General features: G+C 43.5%; 10 protein-coding genes. 5 read left to right on the forward strand and 5 right to left on the reverse strand.

The window, feature by feature from the left end:
- Window positions 1-123 precede the first annotated feature (123 nt).
- From J3P37_RS19085 to bglX, 5 genes are all read left to right on the forward strand, one after another.
- Window positions 124-825, forward strand: a complete 702-nt coding sequence (locus J3P37_RS19085; protein ID WP_256012956.1) for a helix-turn-helix transcriptional regulator — start codon at window positions 124-126, stop codon at window positions 823-825.
- 166 nt (window positions 826-991) lie between these two features.
- Window positions 992-3,991 carry a SusC/RagA family TonB-linked outer membrane protein gene (locus tag J3P37_RS19090; protein ID WP_256012957.1) on the forward strand — a complete coding sequence of 1,000 codons (3,000 nt, stop codon included), beginning with the start codon at window positions 992-994 and terminating at the stop codon, window positions 3,989-3,991.
- Between the two features lie 12 nt (window positions 3,992-4,003).
- Window positions 4,004-5,578, forward strand: a complete 1,575-nt coding sequence (locus J3P37_RS19095) for a RagB/SusD family nutrient uptake outer membrane protein (protein ID WP_256012958.1) — start codon at window positions 4,004-4,006, stop codon at window positions 5,576-5,578.
- 13 nt (window positions 5,579-5,591) lie between these two features.
- Window positions 5,592-6,920, forward strand: coding sequence for a glucoamylase family protein (locus J3P37_RS19100; protein WP_256012959.1), 1,329 nt, complete (start codon window positions 5,592-5,594; stop codon window positions 6,918-6,920).
- Between the two features lie 12 nt (window positions 6,921-6,932).
- On the forward strand, window positions 6,933-9,215 hold the full coding sequence (gene bglX / locus J3P37_RS19105) for a beta-glucosidase BglX (RefSeq protein ID WP_256012960.1): 2,283 nt from the start codon (window positions 6,933-6,935) through the stop codon (window positions 9,213-9,215).
- 4 nt (window positions 9,216-9,219) lie between these two features.
- Here the strand turns inward: bglX and J3P37_RS19110 are convergent, their stop codons facing one another.
- The 5 genes from J3P37_RS19110 to J3P37_RS19130 form a co-directional block, all read right to left on the reverse strand.
- Window positions 9,220-10,167, reverse strand: a complete 948-nt coding sequence (locus J3P37_RS19110) for a hypothetical protein (protein ID WP_256012961.1) — start codon at window positions 10,165-10,167, stop codon at window positions 9,220-9,222.
- A gap of 19 nt (window positions 10,168-10,186) precedes the next feature.
- Window positions 10,187-10,912, reverse strand: coding sequence for a YebC/PmpR family DNA-binding transcriptional regulator (locus J3P37_RS19115; RefSeq protein ID WP_256012962.1), 726 nt, complete (start codon window positions 10,910-10,912; stop codon window positions 10,187-10,189).
- A 94-nt stretch (window positions 10,913-11,006) separates the two neighbouring features.
- Complete coding sequence (locus J3P37_RS19120) at window positions 11,007-11,951, reverse strand: NAD-dependent epimerase/dehydratase family protein (protein ID WP_256012963.1); 945 nt, start codon at window positions 11,949-11,951, stop codon at window positions 11,007-11,009.
- A gap of 56 nt (window positions 11,952-12,007) precedes the next feature.
- Complete coding sequence (locus J3P37_RS19125; protein WP_256012964.1) at window positions 12,008-12,916, reverse strand: lysophospholipid acyltransferase family protein; 909 nt, start codon at window positions 12,914-12,916, stop codon at window positions 12,008-12,010.
- Between the two features lie 186 nt (window positions 12,917-13,102).
- The gene (locus tag J3P37_RS19130) at window positions 13,103-15,718 is read right to left on the reverse strand and encodes a lamin tail domain-containing protein (protein ID WP_256012965.1); all 2,616 of its coding nucleotides are present in this window, start codon (window positions 15,716-15,718) and stop codon (window positions 13,103-13,105) included.
- Window positions 15,719-15,741: the final 23 nt, after the last annotated feature.

Genomic DNA, 15,741 nt, shown 5'->3' on the forward strand with positions numbered 1-15,741 from the left:
TAATAAAATGGTAAGCCGGTTAACATGCCGGCTTACCATTTTTATTACAGCCCCTCCTGTTTACAAAACATTGCTTTCAACGCTAATGTTATTGTTACAGCATTACACTTCAAGCCGTCAATAATGGAAAATAAAAGGACGTATGTTAACTTCTTTTTTCCCTTGTTGGTGAATATTGCTTTTTTTGAAAAAGGCAGCTTTTGGCTATCACTCTCTTTACTTCTGATAGTTGCGATTTTTGTTATTCTATGGCGTCTTCTGAAATTAAAAAACCGCAATGCTGACAACTCTTTAATGCTTCACAATCAAAACGAGGAGATCTCGAAATTAAAACAGCTAGTTGAACAGCAGCGATCACAATTGTTGCAAACTGCTGCTCTACATTTGCAGTTGCAAAACAAAAGTCGGGAAGTGGCGAACTCGGCTATGAGTGTTGTTTTCAAAAACGAGCTTTTTCAAAAGGTTCGAACAGAAGTTTTTGAATTAAAAGACAGTAATGGGAATAAGCTGGGCTATGATCAGTTGAGGAAGATCGACAAAATGATAAGTGAAGCCATTAATAGTGAGGGCGATTGGAACCTGTTTGAAAAAAGCTTTAATGATGCTCATGAAAATTTCTTCAAAAAATTAAAAGGACTGCATAATGGGCTTGCCCCTAATGATCTGAAGTTATGCGCGTTCCTTAGGATGAATATGAACAGTAAGGAAATCGCCTCCCTTCTTAGTATCTCCTTAAGAGGAGTAGAAATCAGAAGATACCGCTTACGAAAGAAACTTAAGATACTTCACGATAAGAACCTTACAGAGTTTTTACTCGAACTTTGAATACATCATTACCTCTCGTTCTCACAGATTTCTTTCTACACAAAAGCCGGTTTTGAAAGCTACATAAAACACTCACTATGATGTAGTAATGTAGAGTTGTTAGAGCTAACAATAGCCTTCTTTATTGAGTTTATATTCAATAAAGAACCAACAAAAACTAACCGCCATGAAAAAACTCTATATTATTCTTGCGGTCCTTTTCTGCTTGTATGAAGGCAGGCTTTCAGCTCAAAACATTACAATAAGAGGAACGGTGACCGACGGACAAGGTGAGACCCTCCCCGGTGTGAGCGTGCGCGTAAAAGGAGGAGAAACGGGTACTCAAACAGATGCGACGGGTAATTTCGTGATTAATTCTTCTCCAAACGCAACCTTAGTTTTTACGTACATCGGATTCCAAACACGCGAAGTAGCCGTTAATAATCAAACTTCATTAACTATACAACTGCAAACCTCATCACAAGAACTAGAACAAGTTGTAGTGGTTGGTTACGGTACGCAGCGGAAATCGGATGTTACCGGTTCAGTAGCAAGGGTTAAAGGTGAGGATCTTGCCAGGGAACAAGTGCTTACACCGACGCAGGCTGTGCAGGGAAAAGTGGCCGGTGTTCAGGTGATCAGCTCGGGAGATCCCAATGCAAACCCCACAGTAAGAATACGCGGTGTTGGTACTATGCTGGGAGGGGCCAGCCCTTTATTTGTAGTGGATGGGGTTATTACTGATGATATCAGGAATATTAACAACGCCGACATAGTATCTATGGATATCCTGAAGGACGCTTCAGCTACAGCGATCTACGGGATGAGAGCCGCAAATGGTGTAATGTTAATAACTACCAAGAAAGGTCAGGCAGGCAAAATGGTCATCGCTTATGATGGGAATTTTGGTGTCCGTCAAGCTGCGAATCTGGTGGATTTGGCTGATGCCCAGCAATACGCTTCTTATTTAAACGAGGCAAGCACCAGTAACGGTGGAAATCCGCTTATTACTGACGAACAACTGCAGGCAGGAGGTAATACTGATTGGTATGACGTGGTGCTGAAGAGCGGTTTCCGACAAAATCAAAATGTCTCCGTTTCCGGAGGAAGTGAGAAGGCGACTTATTTTTTAAGCGCAGGCGCAATCACTGACCGCGGAATTATCCAAACAAATGGTCTTGACCGTTTTACCATTCGTTCTAACAATGATTACAATCTGGCAAGCTGGCTTAAGCTTTCAAATCTTTTATCTTTTAGTCGTTCCAGGGTAAGAAATGTAAATCTTGACATATTTAACCTGGCCTACAGAGCTGCACCACATGTTCCTGCAATGGTCGATGGAAAATACGGTAATACTTCTTTATCCAATAATGTGAGTAACCCTTTGTTAAGCCTTGATAAAACAAATGATACCGGAAGGGGTACGAGGTTGCAGGGAACCTTTGCTGCAGACGTCAGGCCAATTGAATGGTTAAGCCTGCGTTCAAGTTTTGGTGTGGATTTAAATTTTTTCAAGACCGTTGCCTATAATTACCAATTTGACAATGAAGGTCCGAATAATGTGTTCAACACAGCCGGAGGCGCTCAAGTTCGGCCTACAAGCACCTTGAATGTGAACAACCTGGAAGCTAACAAATGGGTATGGGACAATACAGCTACCATTTCGAGAAAGTTTGACCTGCATGATTTTACCTTTCTTGCGGGTTTTACTGCCGAGCAGTATAACTTAAATGAGTTAAAAGGTAGTCGCTTTAACGTTCCGGCAGATAAAGATCAATGGTTTTTAGGGGCTGGAACACCAGCCGGATCAACAAATGACAACACGGGAGATAAATGGACCCGGTCATCTTTTCTTAGTCGCTTAAACTATGCATATGATAATCGCTACCTGTTAACTGCTACCATCAGGGCCGATGGAACCTCTCGTTTTCCAAGGCAGAACCGCTGGGGATACTTTCCGTCTATTGGTCTAGGTTGGAATATTGTTAACGAAAGCTTTATGAAATCGCAGAATATCTTTTCTACTTTAAAGCTGCGGGGAAGCTGGGGCAAAGTTGGTAACGATCAAATCTCTACAGACGTTTATTTTCCTATTGCAGCTACTAATATCCCGTATTTCTTCGGTGGAACAGAATTACAGGGGATACGGTTTGATCAGCTTCCTGACAAGAATGTTAAATGGGAAACTACAGAAGAGTTTGATCTAGGACTTGACTATGGTTTTTTCGATGGGAGGCTTACAGGAGAAGTAGATTACTATAATAAAACAACCGAGGATGCTTTGATTAATATCAGAATTCCGGGCATTCTTGGCGATACGAATAGTGAATACACCACTAATGCTGCCAGTTTTACAAATAAAGGCTTTGAGTTTTCAATAGCCTGGAATCACAGGCTCAGTGATGATTTAACTTATTCTATTGGTGGTAATATTGCGACTAATAAAAACGAAATCATTAACCTTAATGGAGGGCAGGCACTAAGGGATGGGAATCCCGGTGGAAATCAGGGTTTTACCACCTTTTCGGATAACGGACAACCCATAGGGAGCTTTTATCTTGTAGAAACGGATGGTGTGTTTCAAACAGCAGAAGAAGTGGCCGCATCTGCTCAAAAAGATGCCAGACCGGGAGATCTGCGATACAAGGATCAGAATAATGATGGAGAGATCACCGACCTTGACAGGGTGTTCGTAGGTGCCTATATACCTAAAGTTACCTACGGCATCAACGGGTCTGCTAATTATAAAAACTTCGACCTTAGTGTGACTACCTATGGTACAGGCGGAGGTATGATCTACAATGGCAAAAAGGCCGGTCGTTCTGAAGCAAGAGATAACCGGGAAGCTGAGGTCGTTGAAAACCGCTGGACGCCGGAGAACCGCAGTAATTCCGAGCCGAGGGCGACACTAGGACAAATGCGAGCCTCAACTTATTTCCTTGAAAACGGAAGTTTCTGGCGTATTAATAACCTGACCATTGGCTACACATTGCCAAATTCCATACTTACACGGGCGAAATTAGAGCGCGTCCGTATCTATGCAAGCGCTCAAAACCTGGCAACAATTACCGGCTATAGCGGATTTGGTCCCGAATTTCAAACCTCAAATGCATTAAATTCCGGGGTTGATCTCAATATTTACCCTACCACGCGTACATTTTCTTTTGGTATTAATGTGGGACTTTAAATGATTACAGTCATGAAACAGAAACATATGAACTTCGCTACCCTACTGATCTTTATAGTTTTTCTATTTACAATAGCCGGCTGTAATAAATTTTTAGAGGTTGAGCCACAGGGCAAACTAACGGAAGATGAGGCCTTGTCCGACCCTAACGCTGCTACAAATCTGGTGGCAGGCGTTTATAATTCCTTGTATTATGGTGGCTTTGGAAAAACCACTGTCGGGTTTTTATATGCCTTATCACTTGATGTAGCTTCAGATGACACAGACAAAGGAAGCACTCCCACTGACTTTGCCCAGCTTGGCGAAATAGACAATTTTACCCATACTCCAAACAACTTCATCTTTGATAACATCTGGAATGGATATTATTCAGGCATTACTGCTGCTAACAGGGCTATTGATATTTTAAACGAAAGTACTTTTGACGAAGGAACGAAAAACAGGTTGCTGGCAGAAACCCGTTTTTTAAGGGGATTGTACTATTTTAACCTGGTAAGGTACTTTGGGGGAGTTCCAAAGCTGATACGTGTTCCCGACCCCTCTGAAGCGAATAATGCCGAGTTCCAAACCCGCGCAACCAGAGATGAAATTTACCAGGTGATAATTGAGGATTTTCAATTTGGTGTGGATAATCTTCCTTTAAAGGGCGAAACTCCCGCAGGCAGAGCAACAAAAGGTGCCGCTCAAAGCTTCCTGGCTAAAGTTTACATGTATCAGAATAACTGGACAAAGGTTTTCGAATTAACCAATGATGTGATTATGTCCCAGAGGTACGACCTGGTTGAAAATTATAACCATATATTCCGGCAAAATCCCGGACCCAATGGCAATACCAGAACGGATGATGACGGCGGAAATAACAACATAGAATCCATCTTTGAAGTACAGACAGGTATTAATGTTGGAGAGAATGCTGTGAGTCCGCTATACAGCAATGGTCAGGGTCCCCGTTCAAGCGGAGGCTGGAACGATCTTGGATTTGGTTTAAATACGCCAAGCCAAAGTTTGGCGAGAGCCTATGAGCTCAATGATACGCGAAGAAACGCATCCATTATTTTTGTGCAGCCCACTGTAGCGGAAGGCAGTCCCTTAAACCGCGGCACAATATTATGGGATGGGTTCAGGATCCCTACCCAGGACTCGGTGGTGAACGAGCGATATAACTATAAAGCATACCATAGTTCCATAGCTGAGTCTGCACCGCTAAGTGGAAATAAAGACAATAAACCTAAAAATATCCGGTTGATGCGTTATGCAGAAGTATTGCTGATGTACGCCGAAGCAGCGGCTAATTTGAATAATCCAGCGGAAGCGACAGCGAAGTTAAAATTAGTCAGAGACCGTGCTAATTTAAGTTCATCAACGCTGCCTGGAACCCTCCAAAATATCTGGAATGAACGCCGTCTTGAACTGGCAATGGAGCAGGACCGGTTCTTTGATCTGGTGCGGCAGGGCAGGGCTGGAACCGTGTTACGAGCCCATGGAAAGAACTTTGTGGATGGCAAGCATGAGGTTTTCCCAATCCCGCAAACCCAACGGGATTTGAGTGGAGGAAGATTGGAACAGAACCCTAACTATCCACAATAAACAGGTTTTGAAAATGAGACTACTTCGCTTTGCAGCAATATTCAGCTTTTGCTACCTGTGCTACCAGGTTCTTCCTGCTCAGGAAATCAAAGCAGAACCCTTAAAAAGGGGGCTTTCTGACGATGAATTGTTAGAGGCAGTACAGAAGCAAACATTTCGCTACTTCTGGGATTTCGCTCACCCGATTAGCGGAATGGCGAGGGAGAGAAGCAATATCGCCTTTGAATACGGCAGCGAAGTCGTCACTACCGGTGGGACCGGTTTCGGATTGATGGCGATCATTGTGGCTGCCGAGAGAGGATGGGTCACCCGTCAGCAGGCTGCGGTCCGTACACTTAAAATCGTTGATTTTTTATGGAAAGCAGACATCTTTCATGGCGCCTTTCCTCATTGGATCAATGGAGAAACAGGTAAGGTGATTCGTTTTAGCCCCAAAGACGACGGAGGCGACATAGTCGAAACATCTTTCCTCTTTCAGGGCTTATTAACCGCAAGACAATATTTTAATGCGGATAATCCCACCGAATCACAAATAAGGAATAAGATCTTATGGATGTGGGAGGGCGTAGAATGGAACTGGTATACTCAGGGGCAGAATGTTCTGTACTGGCACTGGAGTCCAAATAATGGATGGAGTATGAATCATCAGATCCATGGCTGGAACGAATGTTTACTTACTTACGTCCTTGCGGCAGCTTCACCAAAATACCCGATCAGTCCGGAGGTATATCATCAGGGCTGGATAAACGGTTATAACTTCAAAAATGGCAAGGAATATTATAATACAACACTACCTTTGGGAGGCGAGTATGGCGGCCCGCTGTTCTTTTCGCATTATTCCTTCCTTGGTCTTGATCCGCGGGGCTTAAAAGATCGCTACGCCGATTATTGGATGCAAAACAGAAACCACACCTTAATTAACCGGGCTTACTGTGTAGACAATCCTAAGAATTATAAAGGTTATGGCACTAAAAGCTGGGGACTTACGGCCAGTGATAACCATAAGGGATACGCAGCACATTCTCCTACTGAAGATCTTGGTGTGATCACACCTACGGCGGCGTTGTCAGCATTTCCCTATACTCCTGATGAGTCCATGCGAGCATTGAAATACTTTTATAATCATCTGGGCGAAAAAATATGGAGTGAGTACGGGTTTGTAGATGCCTTTAGCGAACATCATAACTGGTATGCAAAATCCCATTTGGCCATAGATCAGGGCCCAATTATTATTATGATTGAAAACTACCGGACAGGGCTCTTATGGAAGTTATTCATGACAATCCCCGACCTTCAGAAAGGGCTGAAAAAGCTGGGGTTTGAAAGTCCGCAAATCAAATAGAAGATAACTGCTATGAAACTTTGTTTAGTTGCTCTTATTGTGCTTGCATCATTTAATAATCTGCTTTCACAAACAAAACCTGATAAAAAAATGGATACGTTCATTAGTACTCTAATGAAAAAAATGACCTTGCAGGAAAAAATAGGGCAGTTAAACCTGGTATCTGTCGGTTTTGATGTAACAGGACCGGTGGTTAGCAAAAATGTGGATGAGAATATACGAAAGGGTAATGTAGGTGCCGTTTTCAATACCTTTACTCCAGTTGCTGTTCGCAAACTTCAGGAAATGGCTGTAACTCAAACACGATTAAAAATTCCTTTGCTGTTCGGCTACGATGTAATACATGGGCATCGCACCATCTTCCCAATCCCCTTGGGCTTGTCATCCTCCTGGGATCTGGTTAGTATCGGGAAAAGTGCACGCATTGCTGCGGAAGAGGCGGCAGCCGATGGACTAAACTGGGTGTACTCACCAATGGTCGATATCGCCAGGGATCCGCGGTGGGGAAGGATCTCGGAGAGTTCCGGGGAAGATACCTGGCTTGGATCCCAGATTGCAAAGGCTATGGTAAAGGGCTACCAGGGAAGTGGTCTTGGACAAAAAAACACGGTAATGGCATGTGTAAAGCATTTCGCCTTGTATGGAGCGGCCGAAGCAGGCCGCGATTATAATACCGTTGATATGAGCCGCCGGAGAATGTTCGAAGAGTATATGCCTCCATACAAGGCTGCTTTGGATGCGGGTGCAGGCAGCGTAATGACCTCTTTTAATGAAATCGACGGTATTCCTGCAACAGGTAACAAATGGCTGATGACAGATCTGCTTAGAAAGCAATGGGGCTTTAATGGCTTTGTTGTAACAGATTATACGGCTATTAACGAAATGGTTGCACATGGTGTCGCTAAGGATCTCCATGAGGCGGGAGCTCTCGCTTTGCAGGCGGGTGTGGACATGGATATGGTGGGAGAGGTATACTTAAGTCAACTCGAGAAACTGGTAAAGGACGGTAAGGTTACTGTAGCTTTGATCAACGCAGCCTGTCGGCGGATACTGGAAGCAAAGTACAAACTGGGCTTATTTACTGACCCTTATTTGTATGTATCCGAATCGTTGGCTCCGCAGGTAATGATGAAGAAAGAGTTTAGGGATGCTGCACGCGACATCGCCCGGAGAAGTATGGTATTATTAAAGAATCATAAGCAAACGCTTCCATTGAAAAGAACGGGCTCTATTGCCTTAATTGGGCCTTTAGCCAATAACCAGCGCGACCTGATAGGAAACTGGAGCGGCGCAGGAGACTGGAAGAAGGCAATTAGTGTGGAACAGGGAATTAAAGACCTGATTGGTAATGCTCTTGTCGTGAATTATGCCAAAGGAGCAAATATCACCGATGATACTCTTCTGATAAAACGCCTCAATGCACATGGGGGAGAGCTTGCAATTGATTCCCGTAGTCCAGATGAGATGATCAGGGAAGCGGTTCAGGTAGCTCGCAGATCGGATGTTATTGTGGCTGTTGTTGGAGAGTCTCAGGGAATGAGCGGTGAAGCCGCAAGCAGGGCTGATATAGGTCTCCCTGGACGACAACTGGACTTACTGAAAGCTCTCCGGGAAACTGGCAAGCCTTTGGTCCTGGTTCTAATGAATGGTCGTCCTCTCACCTTAAAATGGGAGAACGAGAAAGCAGATGCTATCCTGGAGACCTGGTATGCCGGCACAGAAGCGGGAAATGCCATAGCGGATGTGCTCTTTGGGATTTATAACCCGTCTGGCAAATTGAGCGTCACCTTTCCACAATCTGTCGGACAAATTCCTATTTACTACAATTACAAAAAAACCGGCAGACCGTTTCTGGGGGGGGTACTTGATAAATATCGGTCGCGTTACCTCGATGTTACGAATGAGCCATTGTATCCCTTCGGCTATGGTTTGAGTTATTCCACCTTCTCTTACGGTGATGTAAAAATAAGCGGCAATAGCATGAAGCCTGGCGGCAGTATCGATGTTTCGGTCAGCATAAGTAACGTGAGTACCTTTGATGGGGAAGAGGTTGTTCAGCTATATATCCAGGATAAAGTAGGCTCGGTGACAAGGCCGGTAAAGGAACTTCGCAACTTTAAAAAGGTGTTTTTGAAAGCTGGAGAAACGCAGAATATCACTTTTACCATTTCAGAAGACGATCTCAAATTTTACGATGCTGCAATGAAATATTGGGCAGAGCCGGGAGACTTTAATGTAGATATTGGATCGAACTCGAGGGATGTGAAGACTGCTATGTTTACTTTAACCAAATAGAAGCTTATTCTTCTGGTTTTGGTTTGATGTTCTTTGCATTGAACCTTGGCTTGTAAGCTGGTTTAGGCGCTTCAGGAGAAGGATCCTCAGCGGCATTCTCAGCTGCGGCAGGTGCATCTTCAGCAGGTTTATGAGCCGGAATGTTCTTTGCATTGAACCTTGGCTTGTAAGCTGGTTTAGGCGCTTCAGGAGAAGGTTCCTCAGCGGCATTCTCAGCTGCGTCAGTTTCTTCTTCAGCAGGTTTCTGAACCGGAACATTCTTTGGGTTAAACCTTGGTTTGTAGGCCGGTTTAGGTTCTCCAGGTATTTCAGGCGATTTATTTTCAGGTTCCGGCGAAGCTGTTTCTTCTGTACTGCTACCGGTTTGCTCTTCCACACCCGAGGGATTTTTCGGAAGATTTCTGACGTTGAACTTTGGCCTATAAGGCTGTTTAACCTCGCTTGTAGAAGCAGCCTCCGCTGAAGGTTTTTCTGAAACTTCCGATTGACCTGGCCTGCTATCGACTGACTGAGCATCTGCCGAAGGTAGATTCCTCGGTCTAAACCCCGGTTTTTTAACCGGAACAGTTTCTTCTGCCGGCATATCCGGCTTAACTTCTTCCGTGTTTTTGACAGGTATGTTTCTTGGTTTGAAGGCCGGTTTGCCTATCGGAGATGCCGCTGAAGTTTCTTTTATTTCCGATGGAGCGGACGGTACCTGTTCCATGGTCGGGGAACTTAAAGGCTCCGCCTGAGCAGCAATAGCTGTTTGAACCGGCTTAGCTTCTTTCTCCTGGGCCGCTAAATGATACAAGCGGCGCAGCTTATTGAACCAGAATTTCTTAGAATGATCGAAGCTTTTTTCACCCATAAGGTGAAAATGACTTTTGAACTCGCTGAATAGGCCGGGTTCAGCTTTTTCCAGCTGTCCCAGATCTATTTTCTTTTTTGCGAAAAACTCTTCAAATGTCATGCGCTTTCAATTCAATCAATTATTCAGCCATGTTGTGATACACTGCCTGTACATCGTCATCTTCCTCAAGTTTGTCAATCAGCTTGAAAACATCCGCAGCTTGTTCTTCTGTAACCTCAGTGTGTGACAGGGCGATGCGTTCAAGTTTGGCGCTCTTCACTTCAATCCCTTTTTCTTCTAAAGCCTTTTGCATTTTACCAAAATCCTCAAAGGATGTCTGTATTACAGCGAGTTCTTTTCCCTCTTCATCGGTTTCTACGTATAGTTCTTCCAAGCCTGCATCAATAAAATCAAGTTCCATTTCTTCAAGATCCATATCACCAGGTTCAAAGCGGAAGATTGACTTTCTATTGAAGATAAAGTCAAGCGACCCCGTTTTGCCCAAAGTACCCCCTGTTTTATTGAAGTAGCTTCTTACATTGGCAACGGTTCTGTTGGTATTATCTGTAGCCGTTTCAATAAGTATTGCTACACCATGCGCTGCATAGCCTTCATAAACAATTTCTTCATAGCCAGATTCATCTTTATTCGAAGCTCTTTTTATTGCCGCTTCCACGCGGTCTTTAGGCATATTTACTGCCTTAGCATTTTGTACTGCAGTTCTGAGTCTGGAGTTCGATTCCACGTTTGGTCCGCCGGCTTTTACAGCCATGGCAATTTCTTTTCCCAGACGGGTGAACTGAACGGCCATTTTGGCCCAGCGCTTAAATTTTCTCTCTTTACGGAACTCGAATGCTCTTCCCATATATAAAGTCAAATATAAATTCAAAATTAGAAATAATAGGTAAGAATACCCGGTATCCTATTCCCAAAATTTGCCCAAACTTAGGGATTATAATTTATTTCTTCAGATTTAGGAGCATATCTTCCGTGATACTTATCAAGTCGTAGTGCGGCTCCCAATTCCAGTCTTTGCGGGCAAGGGAGTCATCGATTGATTTTGGCCAGCTATCGGCAATAGCTTGCCTCGGGTCGGAACTAGTATAGCTGACCTCGAATTGCGGAACATGCTTTTTGATTTCTTTGGCCAGCATGGCCGGAGTAAAACTGATTCCTGAAATATTATATCCCGAACGTGTGCTTAAGTTTTCTGCCGGGCTATTCATTAGTTCCAGAGCAGCCCGTATAGCATCAGGCATATACATCATTGGTATTTCGGTATCTGCCTGTAAAAAACACTCATACAATCCACTTTCCAAAGCACTGTGAAAGATATGAACGGCAAAATCTGTAGTGCCGCCACCTGGTTCTGCTTTCCATCCCATCAATCCGGGGTAACGGATGCATCTCACATCTAATCTATGTTTGATATTATAATACTCACACCACCTCTCTCCTGCAAGTTTGCTGATGCCATAAATGGTTGTTGGGTCCATCACGCAGGACTGCGGAGTATGATGTTTTGGAGAATGTGGGCCAAACACAGCGATAGAACTCGGCCAAAACAGCTTTTTAACATTGAAGCCTACCGACAGCTCCAAAACATGAAGCAAGCCGTCCATATTCAGGCGCCAGGCATGTTCAGGCTGGAGTTCACCAGTGGCCGATAGTATGGCAGCAAGGTGATATACTTGCTTAGGTTTGTATTTCTTAAAAACAGATGAAAGTGATCGTTTCTGAAGGACATCACACTCTTCAAAAGGGCCGTCTTTCCGGTGTTCGAAATCAGGAAGTTTGATGTCACAGGCAATAACGTTTTGCGGAAGGTATACAGACCGCAACTGTTCTACCAGCTCTGTGCCTATTTGTCCGTTTGCTCCGAATACGAGTATGTTCTCTTGCATATTAAAGTAATTACGTAACCTGCAAAAGGCTATACTTGTTTAATTAAAGGGGCCGTCTATACCAGATGCGGGGCATCTTCCCTGGGCTGAACGGTTTCATTAGCACTATATTTCCACCGTCGGTGCGACCAAAGCCATAGTTCCGGTTTTTCCCGGATTATTTCTTCTAATTTCTGAAGGTAAAAGTTTGTAATTTCTTTCTCAGCGGTAGATTCTGGTATGTCTGCAAGGGTATGAAATGTGCATTCGTAAAATCCTCGCTTGTACCTGTTGATGTGACAATATACAACCGGGTTTCTTGTCATCTTAGCTAGCTTTTCAGCACCGGTAAAAACAGCTGTCGGTTGATTCATGAACTGTGTAAAGTAACTGATCTCACTTCGGGCTGGCGTTTGATCTCCCACCAATATAGCGAGATAGGACTTGTTTTTGTACTCAGTCACTTTCCGAAGAATATTCTTCATAGGAGCAAGAATGGCATTGAACCTGCTTCGCATTCGATTGATCAGTTGTTCAAATTTCTTGTCGGTTAGCGGTTTATAAACAATTATCACGGGTTGCTCAAGTAAGATAGAAATGATTAGACCTCCCCATTCCCAATTCCCATAATGTCCTGTAATCGCAATTACTGCTTTATTATTATCGAAATGCCTGGTAACCTCCTGAAGATTATTTATTCTGAATCTTGCCTTCACCGATTCTCTTGTAATGGTGAGCATTTTGATCGACTCCAGCAGTTGGTCAGATAAAAAATGATAAAACTCTCTTGCTATCTTTTGTATCTCCCGGTCGTTTTTTTCAGGGAAAGAGGAGCGAAGATTTTTGAATACGACGTCCTTCCTGTATCTTATGATGTAATAAATGAGAAAAAACAGGCAGTCTGAGATCGCATATATGATTCGGAACGGAAGAAACGATATCAGATAAAAGAGGGCCTTGACTATATAAAATACAGGCTGTTTCATGCTGTCGCCAAAATCAACAAAATAACGGATTTTAGCTGAATACAGCTTCTAAGTAATTAGAATTGTTCCCCTTTAATTACTAAATGTCTCAAGTTTTACACTATTTTGATAGATACATATTTGAGCCGGATGCCAGTGAATGAGGTCCGGAAGGAATTCCGGACCAGAGAGCTTGATACTGTTTTTTTAGTTGAGCTTTGTTGCCAGAACACAGCTTTTACGATATTTTCGAATATTCCCCTTTAAGTCAAATACGTCGAAACAGAGAACATAGATCCCCATATCCGCGCATCTGCTTTTTTCGTCGAGTCCATCCCATGTTATAGATCCCTCGTTTGCCAGAGTAGTATTCTTCGCCAGCTTTCGTATAAGTACGCCCTTATCATTATAGATTGTTGCATTGGCTACTAGTCCCGCTTCTGGAAATTTGTAGTTGATCAGTAAAGCATCTTCGAATCCGTCATTATCTGGTGAGAATGTTTTAGAAAGCAAAAAGACGGCATCTTCGGAGGGAAAGGGCTCCACACTTTGAGAATTTTTATAACCCGGGGTCGCGAAGCCAACCGATGAAGCTGCCGACCTGAAGTTCCCAGGCTCATCTGATGGTCGCTTGTAGCTGACCCTTTCAAGCGAAATCCCTTCCGGGTCTTTGATCAGGGCAAAATGCATTTTGGCGGTGTACGAGAACTGGTCGATTCTATTTTCCCCGGCAAGTAATACAAGCGTTCCGGCATCGTCATTTAGGGCTGGCATAGAGGCCATTTTTAGAAAAGCATCCGGATTATCTGTACGATACTGCATTTTTATATTATCAGGGTCTGAACTTAAAACCAGGTAATGTTTAGGCTGAAGCATCAGTTGAGCACTGCTGACCTTTTTTATGCTAACCAAACTATCCTGCTCTTTGATAGTAGCAATTGAAAGCTCTCTTAAATCGAAAGGCACGTCGCCATTATTATAGATCTCCACAAAGTCGGCACATTCAGGCCTCGGATTAAATAAGATCTCACTGATTAAGATGTCATTTTGGGAGATTGCATTGGAGTAGTCAAATTGTGCGGAATTGTTGTTCGCTGAGATCAGAATGCCGGAGCAGTCTGTGAGCCCCGATACCAGGACGCTGTACAGTTTTCCTCTGCTTATGACTTGGTGATATGTCATTTCTACTTTAGTAAGTTCCGGAGATAAGACCTTCACTGATGCTGGAGAGCCCAGGCCGTTGTTAACCTGATAATTAGTTGAACTGGCGGCTGAAAGGCTGTCAACCGGGCGATTGAAGCTTAGCTGTATCGTTATACTATCTTTAACGAAAGCTCCCGTTAACGACAATGGCAGGGTAGAGGCATCTGACCGGAAAACGGAATTTTGACGGCCAGGAGTTCCCCCTGTCACATCGATGCTTGCTGTCCAGTTCTGCATACCGGTGCAAGTCTCACGCTTATCAATCAGTTCAATAGACCAGCCACCGGCCTGCTTTTCCGGGTCTTTATACCAGGTATCTGTGTACGAGACAGAATCGATCAGTACATTTTGGGAACTGAAAAGTTTAAGTCTGTCATTAGAATTGTTTAGGGATGGCCATGGCGATATTCCCAGTACCTCTCCATATTTCTTAAATTCTGAAGTATCAGCTTTAGCGCAGAGTAAGAGGTGTTCTCCGGGATCTAAAACATATGCAGGCAGACTTGCTGCAGATGCAGCATCACTGTATTTCCAGTTTTCAAGAGAAATAACCTGGCTAGTAGTGTTCCAGAGCTCTATAAATTCGGCCCCTGGCAAACCTAATACCGGAGTTGGATCGGCAAAGATTTCATTGATCACCACATCTTTGGCCCTTGGAATATATTGCGGAATGTAAGAAAAAGTCCCGGAATTATGTCCCGAGATCTGGTTGCCACTTTCATCGAAAATATGCATGGCTGTCAAAGTGTAAGAACCTGGTGTAAAGTTATTGGCAAAGCCGAGGATATAGCGATTTGGCTCCGCTGTGCTAACAACGGTCTGAGGATTGCCATAACCGTTACTCAGTGAATAGTTCAGCACATTTGTGGCAGAAACCCCGGTGATTGCTTCGTCAAAGGAAACAGTAAGCCGTTTTTCGTCAAGCACTGTGACTGATAATAGTTTTGGCGGATCCTGGTCGAAGGATAGTTGACGAATACTGATATTATCAAAAAAGTGTTTCTTAAAAAAGCTGGAAGTTGATTGCTGAATGTAGATCCCAAAGTAGGCGCTGCTGTTAAAACTACCATCCATAATCACTCCTTCTGAAACATAGGAGGCACCTGTTCCTGTCAGGTCTCTTTCCAGGTTGAAGAGATTGCCGGATGTACGGGTAACTTTGACCTTGATGCGATTGTTCGTCGAGCTGCTTACAGAAAGATCAGCACCATCTATTAATTTAACCGAAATGCTCCCGCTTCTCTTATACAGGCTGATTTCGTCATTGGTATTCCCGATCCTCACAAAATAACCATTGATATTAGCCGCTTGCAAGTTGGCCTGGTCCGAGATAAGGTATATATCAGTATAATTAGCACTGGAGGTTGCGAATTTAAGATTGCAATAAAATTCCCAGGCGCAGTTATTCGCCAGAGAGCTGGGAGTACTTAAATAAAAGTTGCTGTTTGCCGACTCGGAGTTTGATCGAAGTTGATTCCCGTCAACAATAAAGTGCTCCCCTGAATTACTACCAGTCCATTTGGGTGCATTAGCGAAGTCACCGTCATCAAAATTGTCATTTACTTGTGAAAACGCGATTTTTACAAAAAATATAAAGAAAAAAACTAAACATTTATTCATCTTTGCGGGATTTAAAAAATTAA

It is taken from the genome of Desertivirga xinjiangensis, assembly GCF_024436435.1.
In the GTDB taxonomy this organism is placed as follows: domain Bacteria; phylum Bacteroidota; class Bacteroidia; order Sphingobacteriales; family Sphingobacteriaceae; genus Desertivirga; species Desertivirga xinjiangensis.